Source organism: Fibrobacter succinogenes (assembly GCF_902779965.1).
GTDB classification, from domain to species: Bacteria; Fibrobacterota; Fibrobacteria; order Fibrobacterales; family Fibrobacteraceae; genus Fibrobacter; species Fibrobacter succinogenes_F.
In genome coordinates this window covers 12,745-27,757 of record NZ_CACZDK010000028.1, presented here as the reverse complement: position 1 = coordinate 27,757, position 15,013 = coordinate 12,745, and the positions used below count along the sequence as shown (strand labels likewise).

At 50.5% G+C, this 15,013-nt stretch carries 19 protein-coding genes; 16 read left to right on the top strand and 3 right to left on the bottom strand.

Annotation, left to right across the window (positions count from 1 at the left end; translation table 11 throughout):
* Positions 1–12 precede the first annotated feature (12 nt).
* The 8 genes from HUF13_RS12690 to HUF13_RS12655 all read left to right on the top strand — a co-directional run bounded on the left by HUF13_RS12690 (position 13) and on the right by HUF13_RS12655 (position 6,380).
* Positions 13–1,269: a S49 family peptidase gene (locus HUF13_RS12690; RefSeq protein WP_173475482.1), complete on the top strand. Its 1,257-nt coding sequence runs from the start codon at positions 13–15 to the stop codon at positions 1,267–1,269.
* Positions 1,270–1,281: 12 nt separating this feature from the next.
* Positions 1,282–1,968, top strand: coding sequence for a hypothetical protein (locus HUF13_RS12685; RefSeq protein WP_173475481.1), 687 nt, complete (start codon positions 1,282–1,284; stop codon positions 1,966–1,968).
* Between the two features lie 12 nt (positions 1,969–1,980).
* Positions 1,981–3,009 carry a major capsid protein gene (locus HUF13_RS12680; RefSeq protein ID WP_173475480.1) on the top strand — a complete coding sequence of 343 codons (1,029 nt, stop codon included), beginning with the start codon at positions 1,981–1,983 and terminating at the stop codon, positions 3,007–3,009.
* Positions 3,010–3,019: 10 nt separating this feature from the next.
* Positions 3,020–3,394, top strand: a complete 375-nt coding sequence (locus HUF13_RS12675; RefSeq protein ID WP_173475479.1) for a hypothetical protein — start codon at positions 3,020–3,022, stop codon at positions 3,392–3,394.
* Positions 3,387–3,968 carry a hypothetical protein gene (locus HUF13_RS12670; RefSeq protein ID WP_173475478.1) on the top strand — a complete coding sequence of 194 codons (582 nt, stop codon included), beginning with the start codon at positions 3,387–3,389 and terminating at the stop codon, positions 3,966–3,968. The genes HUF13_RS12675 and HUF13_RS12670 overlap by 8 nt, the downstream gene beginning before the upstream one ends.
* A gap of 15 nt (positions 3,969–3,983) precedes the next feature.
* Entirely contained in the window at positions 3,984–5,504 is a 1,521-nt protein-coding gene (locus tag HUF13_RS12665) for a hypothetical protein (protein ID WP_173475477.1), read from the top strand.
* A 12-nt stretch (positions 5,505–5,516) separates the two neighbouring features.
* Positions 5,517–5,888: a phage tail tube protein gene (locus tag HUF13_RS12660; RefSeq protein WP_173475476.1), complete on the top strand. Its 372-nt coding sequence runs from the start codon at positions 5,517–5,519 to the stop codon at positions 5,886–5,888.
* 240 nt (positions 5,889–6,128) lie between these two features.
* Positions 6,129–6,380 (top strand): phage tail assembly protein, encoded by a 252-nt coding sequence (locus HUF13_RS12655; RefSeq protein ID WP_173475475.1) that lies wholly within the window; start codon positions 6,129–6,131, stop codon positions 6,378–6,380.
* A 159-nt stretch (positions 6,381–6,539) separates the two neighbouring features.
* Here the strand turns inward: HUF13_RS12655 and HUF13_RS12650 are convergent, their stop codons facing one another.
* From HUF13_RS12650 to HUF13_RS12640, 3 genes are read right to left on the bottom strand one after another with little or no spacing between them, the layout of a single operon-like run.
* Positions 6,540–6,710 (bottom strand): hypothetical protein, encoded by a 171-nt coding sequence (locus HUF13_RS12650; RefSeq protein ID WP_173475474.1) that lies wholly within the window; start codon positions 6,708–6,710, stop codon positions 6,540–6,542.
* Positions 6,711–6,723: 13 nt separating this feature from the next.
* The gene (locus tag HUF13_RS12645; protein WP_173475473.1) at positions 6,724–7,026 is read right to left on the bottom strand and encodes a hypothetical protein; all 303 of its coding nucleotides are present in this window, start codon (positions 7,024–7,026) and stop codon (positions 6,724–6,726) included.
* Between the two features lie 58 nt (positions 7,027–7,084).
* Complete coding sequence (locus HUF13_RS12640; protein ID WP_173475472.1) at positions 7,085–7,327, bottom strand: hypothetical protein; 243 nt, start codon at positions 7,325–7,327, stop codon at positions 7,085–7,087.
* 146 nt (positions 7,328–7,473) lie between these two features.
* Here HUF13_RS12640 and HUF13_RS12635 point away from each other — a divergent pair, with 146 nt between their 5' ends.
* The 8 genes from HUF13_RS12635 (at position 7,474) to HUF13_RS12600 (ending at position 15,011) form a co-directional block, all read left to right on the top strand.
* Entirely contained in the window at positions 7,474–9,126 is a 1,653-nt protein-coding gene (locus HUF13_RS12635) for a hypothetical protein (protein ID WP_173475471.1), read from the top strand.
* Entirely contained in the window at positions 9,126–10,358 is a 1,233-nt protein-coding gene (locus HUF13_RS12630) for a DNA circularization N-terminal domain-containing protein (RefSeq protein ID WP_173475470.1), read from the top strand. Before HUF13_RS12635 ends, HUF13_RS12630 begins: the two co-directional genes overlap by 1 nt.
* Positions 10,355–11,425: a phage baseplate assembly protein gene (locus HUF13_RS12625; protein WP_173475469.1), complete on the top strand. Its 1,071-nt coding sequence runs from the start codon at positions 10,355–10,357 to the stop codon at positions 11,423–11,425. The genes HUF13_RS12630 and HUF13_RS12625 overlap by 4 nt, the downstream gene beginning before the upstream one ends.
* Entirely contained in the window at positions 11,422–11,916 is a 495-nt protein-coding gene (locus HUF13_RS12620) for a phage baseplate assembly protein (protein ID WP_173475468.1), read from the top strand. The genes HUF13_RS12625 and HUF13_RS12620 overlap by 4 nt, the downstream gene beginning before the upstream one ends.
* Before the next feature lies 1 nt (position 11,917).
* A complete protein-coding gene (locus HUF13_RS12615) occupies positions 11,918–12,163 on the top strand; it encodes a hypothetical protein (RefSeq protein ID WP_173475467.1) in 246 nt (81 codons plus the stop codon).
* 61 nt (positions 12,164–12,224) lie between these two features.
* The gene (locus tag HUF13_RS12610) at positions 12,225–12,683 is read left to right on the top strand and encodes a phage GP46 family protein (protein ID WP_173475466.1); all 459 of its coding nucleotides are present in this window, start codon (positions 12,225–12,227) and stop codon (positions 12,681–12,683) included.
* Positions 12,673–13,824 (top strand): baseplate J/gp47 family protein, encoded by a 1,152-nt coding sequence (locus HUF13_RS12605; RefSeq protein ID WP_173475465.1) that lies wholly within the window; start codon positions 12,673–12,675, stop codon positions 13,822–13,824. Before HUF13_RS12610 ends, HUF13_RS12605 begins: the two co-directional genes overlap by 11 nt.
* A complete protein-coding gene (locus HUF13_RS12600; RefSeq protein WP_173475464.1) occupies positions 13,824–15,011 on the top strand; it encodes a putative phage tail protein in 1,188 nt (395 codons plus the stop codon). The genes HUF13_RS12605 and HUF13_RS12600 overlap by 1 nt, the downstream gene beginning before the upstream one ends.
* Positions 15,012–15,013: the final 2 nt, after the last annotated feature.

The window sequence follows — 15,013 nt, the reverse complement described above, 5'->3', positions numbered from 1 at the left end:
ATTTTTGAACCGATGAACAAAAAATTGTTGAAAATTCTTTCCGGACAATGGGCTATTGAGCCTAAAGCCATGGAGGCCTTGTGTTCTTCTGACTTTGGCGACCCGGCCTGGAAGGAATCTAACGAGCCAAATCACAAGAATAATGTCGATATCAAGAACGGTATTGCTGTTTTGCACATCGATGGAGCTTTGACGTATCGTTCCAACATCTGGAAAGCTTGGTTTGGCGTTGATACCTACAATTCTATCGAAAATGCGTTCAATGAACTTGTTGCCGACGAATCGGTGAAGGGTATTGTACTTTCGATTGATTCTCCGGGTGGCGAAATCAAGGGGGTTTCCGACCTTGCTGACCGCATTTTTGCCGCTCGTGGAACAAAAGAATGCGGAATTGTCGCTCATTCTGCCGGTGCGATGTGCTCGGCTGCATACTGGATTGCGTCTGCTTGCGAAAAAGTTGTTGCGTCCGGTGTCGCGCAAGTCGGTTCTATTGGCGTTATGGGTGTTTTGAGTGGCGACGAAGACAAGTCTGTGACTTACTTGCGTTCGAGTCTTAGCCCGAATAAGAACTTGGATCCGAATACACCCGAGGGGCGCTCCGCTGTCGAAAAGAACTTGGACGCCATGGCTAAAGTCTTTGTCGAAGCTCTTGCGAAAAATCGAAATTCCGATTTTGATTCTGTACTTGAACATTATGGACAAGGAAAAGTTTTTGTCGGTCAAGAGGCTCTTGAGGCCGGTATGGTCGATGCGATTGATTCCCTTGATTCCGTTGTTGAAAAAATGATTAAACATCAAACCATAGGAGGCAACATGCCTACTAATCAAACTCCGGCTCAGACTCCGGCTGCTCAGGCCACTGTAGATGTGGATGCTGTGCGTCAAGAGGCTGTTGCCGCCGAACGTACCCGAATTGCGGGTATTTCCTCCGCCTTCGAAGGCCTTGGCCTTGACGGCGATTGCAAGAAGTTTATTGCCGAAGGCAAGACGGTTGACGAAGCGAAGGCGTTTTGTCTTGAGGCTTGCAAGAAGCAACTTGCTGAAGCTAAAACTGCGGCTCCGTCCGCTTCGGCTACTCCCGATAATCCCGCTGCAGATCCTGCCGCTACCGCCGGTCTTACTGCAGAACAGAAGGCTCTGATTGCCCAGGGAATGGCCGCTGGTGCCGCTGCCGCAAACTCTGTCCAGGCTGGAACGGCTGAACCGATGTCTGACGCTGACAAGCGTGCTTTTGACGCGTTCGCCGCCGGTGCAAAAAACTTTCGATAAAAGGAGGTGAAAATGTTTGAACCGATTGTTTTTGAAAACAAGAAAATCTTTGCAGGTAACACTCAGCCTCGCAATATCGGCTCCGGTATCATTTACGGTGCCGACCTTCAGGCCGGTTCTGTGCTTGCCTCCCGTGGCGTGGCTACCTCTGCTACGAAGGCAAAGAAGTCTGTAACCTTTACCGGAACTCCGGTTGCTACCAAGACTGTCAAGCTGTCTGTCAATGGCAACGAAGTAACCTACACGATTGCTTCTACGACCTTGGCTGATGAAGTTGCCGGTCTCAAGGCGGCAATCAATGCTGACAATGTTCTGAAGAACATTGTGGCTGCCACCAATTCCGCAGGCAAGCTTCTTATCGAATGGAAGGAAACTGGTTTTGCCGGTAATGACATGGTGATTGTTGTTACGGTTGGCGACGGTGCTGGTGTCGAAGCTGGTGCGGTTGCTGTCGAAACCATTGGCCAGTCCGTCGGTGATGAACTCTTCGAAATCGTCGATTCCGACAGTGGCACTGCTGCGCTTCAGGATCCGGTCGGCGTCTTGCTTGAAGATACCAAGGCGGGTAAGTCTGGCGCTATCGCCTTTACGGGCGAAGTGGACGTTGCCGAACTCAAATTCGCCGAAGGCGATTCCATCAACAATTTCTTGAAGGCTCTGCGCAAGATTGGAATCTTCCCGCGCACTGTCAACGAATAAAAGGAGGATGACATGCCTGATTATATGAATGTCGCGACTCTTACCAAGCAGGTAAACAACAACCTGCCTCCCAAGCGTTTTCTTTCCGGCTTTTTCCAGGTAGAAACGCTTAAGACCGTGAATGCCGAACTCGACACTGTCGAAGGAACCCACGTTCTTGCACCGTTTAAGCGTGAAGGGGCAAAGCGCACCGTTACGAAACGTTCCGGCTACACCAAGCGCCCGTTCCATTGCTATGAAATTGCTTTGGAACGTCCGACCGACGCGTTTGACGTGCTCAAGGCTCAGCCTGGTGAACCGGCGGTCCTTGTTGATCCGATGGATGCAAACCAGCGCCAGTCCTACATCTTGGGCAATGATACTACTGACCTGAGCAACCGCATCAACCGCACAATCGAAATGATTTGCTCCAAGGCTTTTTTCGAAGGCGGCTACGAAATTCTTGACGAAGAAGGGAAGAAAATCGACAGTATTTCTTTTGATGTCAAGGCTACCCACAAGATTACCAAGAGCGGTACTTCGATTTGGACTGGAAACGATGCTGACATTATCGGCGACCTGTCTGATCTCGATACCGTTGTTAGCGAAGATTCCGGCTTGGCTGTTGCCGACAAGATTTTCGGCGCTGCTGCTTGGAAGGCCGCTCGTGCAAACGAAAAGTTCATGAAAGACTTTGACCGTATCCATGTGACGGGCAATTCCATGGACCTGGGTGGCGGAGTCAACAGCAACGGTGCGAAACTTGTTGGTTACCACAATGGTAGCCGCATTTGGGTGTACAACGATACGTATACCGTCAACAAGGCCAAGACGAGCTTTGTCCCGAAGGACAAGGTGCTTGCTATCGGCGAAGGTCTTGCTGCCAAGCTGTACTTCGGTTGCGTCGGTAATGTCAAGGATGGCTGGTTCCGTGCAGAACGTTTTGCCAAGACGATTTACGACGAAGACGAAGAAATCCAGAAGCTCATCATGAAGAGCCGCCCGCTTGCTGTTCTCCAGCAACCGGATGGGATCGCCTGGGCCAAGGTTGTCAACCTCTAGGAACTAAACCGTGAGTGCATTTTCCGAAAGTCTCAATGAAGATTTAAACGGCGTTTTTTTCGACGTTGAAGCTTTCGGTAATGCCGTGGTTTTAGTCCGTGGGTCTGACCGAATTCAGATGAATGGACTTTACGACTCGCAGGCGCTTGATAGTGGTGAATCTCTTGGCCCTGAAGTGACTGCTATTTCTCACCGCCCTAGGCTGGTTGTCCGCAAGGTCGATTTGCCTGGGCAGGTGGCCCGCAAGGGTGATGTCTTTGAAATTGAGATGAAATCCGGATTCCAGAAGTCACTCAAGTTGAAAGCGGTTGATTTTGCCGACGAATCTGACGGAACTGTAACCTACCAGCTTGAACTGGTAAAGAAGGTGCCTGTCGATGGCTAATAGAACTCTTGATTGCATTAAGACTTTGCGAGCAAGTGTTGTGCAGACGCTTAAGACTGCGGACATTCCTGGAATTGGCCAAAATGTTTTCTCCGCCAGGCAGGAACGTGCCTGGCCGGAGGAATCTGGCTTTATTTGTGTTTATACGCCTGAAACGAATTTTGATGATAAACGGACCTCTCCGCGCTTTTACTATGTGACCGGTGATTTGGTCATTGATGTGTATGGCCGTGGAGCTGTAGATGATTCGAATGATCAGTCCGAAATATACGATGTAAACGATTTTCTTGATGATGTAGCTAAGGCCGTTGCCGAAGCTCTTCAGCCTATAGAACGCCGCATTGGCCCCTATTCGGGGCTTGTAAGAAGGCTTGTGCTCAAGTCGATTACAAATAACTTGAGTTCTGCAGGAGAAGCGGACCGTGGCTCTCAGCGAATGGTCTTTGGCATTGAGTATGCCGTGACAATTACGGTTGGTGGTCCTGCTGACGATTTCTTGAAGGCTGAAAACACGCTTTCGATGGGTAGTGGCTCTGGTAACAAGATTGAATTTGATACGAATGTTAGACCTTAAAAACGGAGGATGCCGATGAGCATTTCTTTTGGTGAAATTCCGGCGGACAACCTTGTCCCCATGTTTATGACCGAGTTCGACAACTCGAACGCGGCAAAGGGCGGTGCAATGCCCTGGAAGAACTTGCTCATTGGGCAGGCCCTTTCGGCAAACTCCGCCAACACTGGAACGTTGAAGCTGATTACGAGCGACGAACAGGCCGACGCCCTTTACGGTGCAGGCTCGCAGATTGCCCGCATGATCCGTGCGTTCCGCAAGAATACCCGCAACAGTGAACTTTGGGCCTTGGCTGTTGCCGATGGCTCGACCGCTGCAGAAGGTTCTATCGCGGTGTCTTTCGCGGGCTCCGCTACGGTCGCTCCGAAGTCCGGAGCAATCCGCCTGATGATCGGTGGCCAGAGCGTTGCCGCTGATGTGGTCGCGGGCAAGACTGCAGCCGAAGTTGCGACTGCCATTGCCGCTGCCATCAACGAAAACCAGCAGCTGCCTGTTACTGCCGAAGCTTCGAGCGCTACCGTGACGCTTACTGCAAAGAACGGCGGTACTTGCGGCCAAGGCATCGATATCCGCTACAACCATTACCAGGGTCAGGAACTCCCGCAGGGCGTCCAGCTGGCCATTACCGCCATGACTGGCGGTGGCTCCGACACGTCTTACGTGACGGCCAATGTCGCCAACATCATTCGCGGCACCTGGTTCAACGCTATCGTTGCCGGTTCCGACGATGCGACGAATGTCGCCGAAATCAAGCGCATCCTGGATGACCGCTGGACGGCAACCGTGCAGCAGACCGGTGTGCTGTTCTTCAGCCTGAACGGCTGTAGCGTGACCGAAGGCAGCTCTACGGTCGACTATGGCACAGCAAGCCTTGACGCTCTCGTGGAACGTGGCGGCGACCTGAATTCCCAGGTGATTTGCTTGCCGTCTCTTCCGGAAACGCCGACTCCGGGCTTCGAAGTTGCTGCCGCCGTGCTCGGCTGCGTTGCCCCGAAGGCCCTGAACGACCCCGCTCAGCCGCTTTCTAACTGGGCTGTCGCTGGCATCGTCGCTCCGCGTGAAACCGACCGCGAAGACCTCGAAGGCAATAACCTGCTTCTGAAGGCCGGTTGCGCCCTGTTGACCTGCGGCAACGACGGCACCGTGTACCTCAAGCGCATGGTGACCACCTACAAGACGAACCCGGCCGGTGCTAAGGATACCAGCTACCAGCAGCTCGAAAAGGTGTTCACTCTCTCGTTCCTGCGCTGGGACTGGAACAATTACCTCGCTGGCCGCTACCCGCACGCAAAGCTTGCGGATGACGGTACGGACTTTGGTCCGGGTCAGGTGATCATGACTCCGAAGCTTGGCGAAGCCGAACTTTTGGGCCGCTACGAATACTGGATTTCGAAGGGCCTTGTCCAGGATTACGCCACCTTCAAGGCGAACCTTGTTGTAGCCCGCGATCCTGACGACGATACCGCGCTCCAGTTCCTCATCCCCGCCGACTTGATTGACCAGTTCTTCATCGGCAAGTCCAAGATTCAGTTCAAGTAAAGGAGGCTCAAGATGGCTTTTGAAGACGTGGGTGGAACCCACAAGCTCTATGTGAACGGCGTCCAGTTCAACCTCAAGGGCGACCCGACTATCGATATTGGCGGCGAAAAGCGCACGCCCATTATGGGTGTCGATGGCCGTATGCACGGCTATAAGGTCGAAACCATGCCTGCGAAGGTGTCCGGCACCATCACCGATACTTCCGACCTGGACCAGATTGAACTCCGCCAGCTGAAAAACGCCACCGTGAAGCTCGAAAAGCCGAACGGCAAGGTGTTCGTGATTACCGGAGCCGCCTTCAGTGGTGATCCGAGCGAATCAGGAGCCGAAGGCGAAATCAGTTTCGAATTCTCTGGCCCTCCGGGCAAGGAACTCATGCCGTAGTTTGATGCCTTTTCTACGGCTCATATCCGCGCTACTTGGGGACGGATTGCGGCGAACTTGATTGTGAGCCGCTTTCCGGTGGGGATCGAAGCCCCAGCGCGGCTTAAACTAATCTCATGGACGGAAGGCGCTCCGGTCTAGGTTCCCGACGCCATTGTGTTGCCCTTACAAGAGAAACCTTGCAGCTGTCGATGGGTCATGGGATTAGTTTTCTTTTCAATTCATACAAGGAGTAAAAATATGGATTACACACTGATTGTTCCCATCAAGAAAGTGGATGGAACCGAAATTGACCATGTTGCGGTCAAGGAATCCTTTACCGGTCGCGACATCAAGGCTATTGTAAACTGTAAAGGCGAAGGTGATGCCATGATTGCACTCGTTGTTGCTGCGTCCGGCCTGACGGAAAACAATGTGCTTGGCATGGATGCCCGCGACGTGAAGGCTATTGGCGAACTTGCCCGCCCTTTCTTAGTCGGTGGGGAGGCTTAGGTTTCGACGACGGCTTTGCCGCCCTGGCAGGCGTTTTTCACTGGTCTTATGACCAGATAATGGACTTGGATGCCGAAGCGTTTGCGTTCAGCCTGAAAGCTGCCGAAAAGTATGCCGAGTGGATGAATCCAAAAAAGTGACCTTTTGCGGGTCGCTTTTTCATTTGTTGTATTCGTCAATCAGCCAGCGCACAAAGGCGCTGGAGCTTCCGGCGATGGCTGGGTCAATTCCAGCTTTTGCTGCCTTGCGCTGGGCTTTTTCGAGCGATTCTTTATCCAGCATCAGGTTTATCCTTGTCATGACTTTATCGCGAATTAGTGGGCGTGGCATTTATAGCTCCTTTTTACCAAATATTCACTCGGTCGATGCTTGCGTGTTCGTCGTGGCATGCTGCGTGTGAAGCGATTTGGCGAAGCGCATCGCCGACAGTGATGTCCTCGCATCCGAACTCGACGCATTCGTCGTATGCCTCGACGACATCCTTTTCGGTGGCGTTGACGATGTCGTTGTAGCCGTTTTCTTCGAATTCCCGGAGCCATTCTTCGACCAGGTGACCGCACGTGCTGGCTTCGACTCGCATGCACTTGTTCCCGGATTTAATCTCGGCGATGGTTTTGAGAGTGCTTTGGATGATTTCGTTTTTCATAGTTTTTGTCCTTGTTAAAATTTCGAGGTCTGCCAGGTCGCGAGTCCTGGCGAGCGCTTTAGACCTGGATGGAAGCCCCGCGGAGCATTCCGGCAACATCATCTTTTGCGTAGTAGAAATTTCCGATTTTTACCAGGCTGTAAGACCTGACGAAAAATTCGACTATATCTGCGTTGGCGAGTTGGCGCTTTGAAAACTTCCAGTTAGGAACGCCAACGATTTTTCCTTTTTTATCCATTTCGAGTTTTTCGGTGTCGATGGCAAATTCGGTGTTCTTTGCGATGTAAGTCTTGATAATCATTGCGTCCTCGCTTTGTTGTTTGCTGCATTTATAATATACACACTTTACACACGAAAGTCGATATTTAAAATGTAAAATTTTGTAAACAAAAAAAATTTGGTTCAAAAAAAGTCTTTTTGTTGGGTCGTGTGCTTATTTTTTGAACTATGGCCAATATTTTGAACGTATCACTGAATCTGTTGTCGGGCGGTTCTTTCCGCAAAGCCGCCGGTGATGTCAAGATTTTGAATTCAACTCTTGGCACGGCAAACGGTATTCTCGAAGATTTCAAGAAAAAGATGGATTTTAGAAGCAAGATGGCGAGCTTTGCTTCTGCGTCTGTGCTTGTTTCAAACTTTACTAGCGGTGTGAAGTCCGCTATCGGTGCGGTTGAAAGCCTTGTCGGCGTTGTCGGCAAGTTCGCAGAAACTGGTGACCGCATTGCAAAAACGTCGCGACTTGTCGGGCTGTCTGTTAATGATTATCAGGCGTTTGACGCTGCCGCGCAACATGCGGGCATGTCTACCGAAGAGCTTGATTCCGCACTGAAAAAATTCAGCGTGAACCTCGGCAAGGCCCGTGGCGGCGACAAGACCGCTTTCAGGGTGTTCGATTCGATTTTGGGCGGTCGTAGGATTACAGAATTTAAGGATTCGACTGAGCTGCTGAAGGGAATCGCGGACGGTTATTCGAAGCTTGCGACGGCTGAACAAAAGGCTTTTGTTTCTCAAGAACTCTTTGGTCGTTCTGGCCTGAAAATGTCTGAAATGCTTTCTAGCGGCGGCACTGGCGTTCAGAAAATGCTTGACGATTTTGCGGCGATTGGTGGCGGATTTAACGAAGAAGGTGCCAAGAATGCAGAAGCCTTCGATGATGCGCTCCAGGATATGCGCGGAACGATTAATTCTGTCAAGATTTCTGTGATGCAAGAACTGTTCCCGACATTTACAGAAATGTTCAAGACGATTCAGGCGTTTGTCAAAGATAATGGCCCGAAGATTCGCGAACAGGTTGGCTTTGTGGTGGGTTCTGTCGGCAATCTTGTCAAGGGTCTTCTGCCGTCCATTCCGAAGATTCTGAACGTAGTTGTCAAGCTGGTCGACTTGATTGGTCCGGGCGTACTTGCTGCGCTTGCTGGGTTTACCGGAATTCTTGGCGTGGTTGTTCCTTTGGTGCCGTCTTTGATGGCTGCTGCAAGCGTTGTTTCTGGGCCTATCGTTGCGGGAATCGGCCTTGCCGTTGTTGGCTTTGTGGCATGGAAAAAAGCGATTTCAAGTGTTATCGATAATTTCGATATGCTGAAGTCTTTCATTTATGACGATATTGGCGGTGCTATCAAGAATTTTGCAAACCAGTTTGTCGAGGTTGCAAAATGGATGTGGAGCGGTTTTAAATCTATCTTTATTGATCCGTGGTGGAATTTCTTTACGGCTCTTCCAGGTGCTATTTCGGATTTATGGGATGGATTTAAAACGGGTATTTCTGAAATAGGCAATTTGCTCTACGATACTTTTATTGGCAGTGTCAAATCGGCTGTTTCTGGAATAAAATCTATTGTAAAAGGTATTCCTGTTTTAGGGAATCTTTTCGGCGATGATGAACAACCTTCGATTCGTGATATTTCTTCGGCTTCTGCAGCTCCGGGTTCTTCGTCTTCGTCGCTTGGAGCTTCCGTCGCTCAGGCGGTAAGCGAATCCCACACGACTACTACCAGCCGCTTTGCGGTCGATTTCAAGAATATGCCTCGCGGCGTCCAGGTGACGGCTCCGGATCACGGCGACTTTGACTATTCTCGTGGTTATGTTTTGGCGGGTATGTAATGGCTGAACACGAATTTTTATACGCAAATTCTTTACACAAGGTTCAAATCGATACGCCCCAGGGCGTTGTCGAGTGCGTGGCCGCATCCTATGCAGGGGTCCCGTTTTTTGTGGAAGAAACGGCGAGTTCCGGCGGTCGCGAAGTGGTTACTACTCCGCTGCCTTTTTCCGATAGCCATGTAAACGAAGATGTCGGCAAAAAGGTTCTTGGAATCACCTGCACTATCTACCTGACCGGAGCGGATTGCGAAACCAAGCGTGAACGCCTGGAAGAGGCGCTGAACAAGGAAGGTGCTTTCGAGTTCATTCATCCGCATTATGGCCGCATGAACGCCCGCTGCACGGCGTACAGCCTTTCGTTCAAGAAGGCTGAGCAGGAGTTCATTTCGGGTGAACTTACGTTTGTTCCGGAACAGAAAGTCGAGAATCAGGCTCAAAGTGTAACGGACTTGCGTGGCGTTGCGATTGGAAAATCGGATTCCGCACTGAGTTCCGCAAAGTCGATTTTTACCGAGGTTTTCAGTATTGCGGGAAAGGCTAAGTCTGTCGTAGATTCGGTGGCTGATTCAACCACCAAAATGCTTGATGACATCGAAAGTGCACGTGGATCTATTCGTAGTGTTTCGGCGTTTGTCAATACGCTTTCGCAGATTCGCGAGAATGTTCAGCTAATCATGATGTCGCCGTCCGACTTTGCGAATCGCATACAAAATCTTTTGACGCTGACCAAAGAAACCGTGTCTGACGACGATGCCAACGGATATGTGAACGAAAGCCTGGTCATGATGCGTTCGACAATGGCCAAGAGGCGGGATTCGGCCTATTCTTCGGCAGATGAATTGAGCTCTGAAGTTGACCGTTTGGCTCTCATGAGTGCTGCGGCAATGGCAGCTCGATCTGTGGTGGATTGCTCTTTCACAAGTGCTGAAGAAGCTCGTGAAATGCAGGACTCGCTAAGTTCTGTTTTTGATGATGCGGCCGAACAGGCCGGTTCTGTCGAAGATTATGCGACTTTGATGGATCTGCAGGCGACGGCACTCAAGTATCTGCGTGACGAAATGTCGAAACTTGCGGTGGTCGTAGAATTGCCGTTGAACGGGACTCGCGATATTCTTTCGGTGTGCTTTGATTGTTACGGCAGCCTGGACCGTGTTGACGAAATCCTGGAACGTAACGATGTCGGTGACCCGCTGGTAATGACCCGCGAAAGTTTGAGGGTACTTTCCAAATGATAGAGGTTTTCGCCAACGGCCGTAAGTTTTCGGAGTGGACGGAAGCCCGCGTGGTCCGGTCTCTTGACCATATTGCGGCGGCATTTTCGCTCACCTTGGTTGCCAGGAATTCGGATGGCGACCGTGTGCGTCTTTTCCCTGGTGATTCAGTCGAGGTTGCTGTCAATGGTACCAAGGTGATTTCCGGGTTTGTGGACCGTCTTTCAACGTCGTTTTCCGCTGGTTCGCATTCGGTGGGTGTTTCCGGGAGCGAATGTTCTGCGGATATCGCCGATTGCTGTATTGATAACCCGCTGGAGTGGGAAAACAAGAAAATGGACGAAATCATCCGCATTGTCTGCGCGAATTTCGGTCTTTCTTTCTCGAACCGCATGGGCGTGGATGTTGGCGGTCCGTTCCAGAAGTTTTCTGTCGAGCCTGGAGCCAAGGCGCTTGACACGATCACGAAGCTTTGCAAAGAACGTGGAATCCTGTGTTGTTCCGACGGCATGGGCAAAGTGTATCTGCTAAAGCCTGATTCGTGCCCACGTGGGCCAGCCTTGAAGCAAGGTGAAAACTTGATGGCGGCAAGTGTAGATTTTTCGCTTGTTGACCGCTTTTCAACCTATACGGTTTACGGAACTGGCAAGGCGAAAAACAAGGTTGTAGCGACATCTTCTGATTCGGACGTTAGCCGAAACCGCCCGCTGATTGTCGTGGATTCCAATGCGGTCGAAAAAGACAAGGTGCAAGCCCGTGCCGACTGGGAATGCCGCGTTCGCAGGGCTAAATCGATGGGATTCAGGGCGACGGTCCATGGTTGGGAGCATTCGTCGGGTCTTTGGATTCCTGGCGTGATTTGCTCTTTCGAAGCCCCGGAGCTTTTCGTCGAGACACCGCTTGATTTATTGGTATCATCCGTAGAGTATTCCTGGGGGTCTTCGGGTGAGATGACGAACTTGACGCTGGTTCCGCCCGAAGTTTTTGAGCCTCAGCCGGAATCAAAGAAGGTCAAGGCGGTAAAGTCTGCGAAAAGTCCTAAATCCGACCCGTGGAAATCTATCAAGAAGGCGGTGCAAGGAAAATGAGCTTTGAATCTTTGATTGAATCGTTGATGGCGAAGCTCCGCCTGATGGTGGGCCGTTGCGTGATTTCTGCCAGCCGTTACAAAAACGGTGAGCTGTTGGCCGATATTGAACTTGTTGCTGGCGAACGACGCCGAAATGTTGAATTCTTGCAACAGTTCGGTTTTTCGAGTCGCCCCAAAGGTGATGTGGAAGGCGTTGCGCTTTTCATTGGCGGGTCCCGCGACAACGGAGTGGTTATATCCACTCGGGGCGAATGCCCGGATCTGAAAGAAGGCGAGGTGCGGGTGCATTCTCCGTTCGGCACTAGCATAACTCTCAAAAACGATGGTTCTATTGAATTTTTGACCAATTCCAACAAGTTCCGTTTTGTTGGCGATGTTGAAGCGACGGGAGATTTTAAGGCTCTGTGCGACGGAACTTTCGTCACTTTGACTGGTCATATTCATAAGACGGGTATGGGCCCGACGGATCCGCCTCAACCAGGGATGTGATATGGCTTTGGATAAAAATGCGCTAAAAGATGCTCTAAAAAATATGTTCGAGTCGCGACCTGCTGATGACGGAGCGGCTGCTGAAGCTTTGGCTGGAATCATTTATGATTTTGTCAAAAGTGCCGAGGTGACGATTACGGCTCTCCCGAAAGAAGTGTCTGTGGTTGGGTCTCCGACTGCGCAGGCTAATGCCGTATCGTTAACTTTGAAAGGTGGCGATGCCACCCATACCGGCGGACTTTCGTAGCTAAAAAAAACTTGTGTCAAAATCGGCCTTTACTATGTAAGGGCTGTTTATTTTTATTGCGATGAGCGACCTTGCTTTGTATCGCAGAAGTTCCGGTGATTTTGACCTTGCCTTCGATGAAGTCAAAGGTGATTTGCTGACTTCTGACAGCCTTGAAAATGCTGTCGTGATATCGATTGGAACTTACGCCCGCGAGCGCAAGCTTGGAAAAGTGGCTAATCTGAAGCCGGTTATTGGTGGATGGTGGGGTGATGCCCTTTCTGAAAAAGGGAATCTTGGCGGGTATCTTTACGAAGCTTTCCCTGGAAAACTGACCGAGGTGACGGCAAGGTCTGTCGAAAATCTTGTGAACGAATCTTTGGCTTGGATGGTTGAGGATGGCGTTGCTAAGTCTGTCGGCTGTAAAGCTGAAGTCGCAGCCGAAGAAACGATGAATGTCACTATCACTATTGGACGTCCTGATGGTAGTGACGACGCTTATGCTTACGAAATAAAGTGGATGGCTACTGATGGAATTTAAGAGCTTGCAGGAACTTATCCGTATCGTCGAAAATGCCTTGGCAATTCAGTTTTTTGGCCAGTCTACGGTGTTGCGTAAGACCGTGCTTAAGGTGCTTGCGCATGTGCTTGGCGGGGCCTTGTACATGGTAATTTTGATTGCAAAACGGATATGGAAAAATCGTTTCGTCTCTACTTGCGACGTGTCTGCTCTCGAAGGATTTGGCGCTGAATACGGGATCCCGCACAAGGTGCCGTTAAAATCTTCCGGAACGGCTGCTGTTACTTTGGAAGAAGGTGTTTCTACGGTTACGATTCCGCAGGGGACTGTTTTGGTCGATGAGGAATCGGGGATTGAGTATGAAGTGCCTAATGATGTTATAGTTGACTCTGAACATATCGGTATCCCTGTTGTTGCGTTGGATGTCGGTAAGGACTCTGACCTTGGTGAAGGCGTGTCTTTGACGTTTAGGGATGGCGCTGTTGATGGCGTCGCCTCTGTTGTATCCGAGTTGATATCCGGTGGCGTTGCGGATCCTGTTGAAGTGGATGGCGATATCCAGGTGTGGGGCGAATTGGCGGAAGACTATCGTGCCCGCCTTTTGAATCGCATCCAAAACCCTGCGCATGGCGGTGCCGCGAACGACTATTATGGTTGGGCGACGAAGTTTTCATTTGTTACGGATGCGTTTATTTTTCCGAATCAGCCCGAAACCAACTCGGTAAGCGTCGCCTTGGCGAATTATAATTCTGCAAACATCGTGCCGACGGAAGATCAGGTTGCCGAAGTTAAGTCTTACATCGAAGATGATGCCCGTAGACCGGTCACTGCCGATGTGCGTGTGTTTGCGGTGACGCCGGTTCCCGTTACGATTACTGCGTCGGTAGCTCCTTACAATCAGTATGTGCGTGAAAGCGCTACGACGGCGATTAAACAGTATCTGCAAAAAATGCAACCTGGAACTTCTGTTGATTTCGAAACGTTGCGGTTGCATGTGCTGTCGAATTCTGCTGCGAAAGAATTCTTTATTCAGTCGGTGACGAAAAGCGGTTCCCAGGTTCAGGTGCTCGAAATGGATTTGGATTTCTCTGGCGAAAGTCCGGTTGCCGAAGTTTCGAAAATTGAAGCTGGTGGAATCAATCTTCTGAACGGAGATGTGTAGTGCTTTCGGTTCAGCAAATAAGTCCGCTGCGTGTAAACCAAGGTGGCTCGGTCTATGTCTTTGGATCGGGCTTTGATTACAAGTGCAAGGTTTTGGCTGACAACGGAACTCCATCTCAGATTGCAGAACTTACGGTCCTCGATTACGACGATAATTCTCTTGAATTTGTAGCGCCGAAAGATGCTGGTTCTTACGATGTGCTTGTCGTTCGCGAAAATATCTTGTTTGGCCGATTTTCGCTTACAGTCGTTACTCTGAGCGAATTAAATGTTTGGAATGTTGCTCGGCGTGATAATGTCGTGCGTGACGGCGTTGATTACGAAAATGAAGAGTTTAGAAGCTCCCTTTTAGGGTTGCTGCCGCGCGGGTTCGCCTGGTTTAAGGGTAAAGCCGGAAATTGGTGGAAGCTTTTTGCAGGGTTCTCGCTCGGCTTTTCTGCTGTGTATAAAATTCTGCGCGACCTTGTCTTTGAATCTAGCCCTGCAAAAACGACGTCCTACGAAACATGGGAACGTGAGCTGGGATTGCCGATTAAAGGCCTTGAACAGTCTACTAGCGCAAGGCGTCTTGAAGAAATCTTTCGAGTTGCCAGGAAAAAGGGTGGCGCGACCGTTCCGTATTTTAAAAGTCTTGCAGCGCTGTTTGGCTTGCGGGCAGAAGTGTACGAATACTGGAATCCTGAACATAGGTCTCATTTTGAAGGCGTAGATTTTGGCGACGATGATCCGAATTTTTATTGGATGATTGCTGTCGAGGGAAGTGCTGAAGACTGGCATATTTGCACGTGCAACGATACCTGTAATGACTATTTGCAGGAATGGAGTAATGTCCCTGCCGAGGTCATGTTTGAAAAGCTGAAGCCAGCGCACACTAAGCTTCTGTGCTCGTATGTCGATGTAGATGTTGAGCTGGTGCTTGTAGATAACCAAGACAATGTCTTGATTGCAAATAATGCTCCTATTGTGGCGTCTGTCAAGAGTTCTCAGGTCAGATATACTGGGACGATTGAGCTTGAAGATGGAACCGTGTTTCGAACCGTCCGCATCAAGGACTTGCCCGACGGTGCCGACACCAACAGCTACATGGTGCGCGACAGCGATACCGAGGGCACGGTCAAGAGCCGCGCCATGGACGAGGCTACGCTTGACGAACTGTGGAAATCCACACCTGCGGAAGGGGAGGTGTAGCG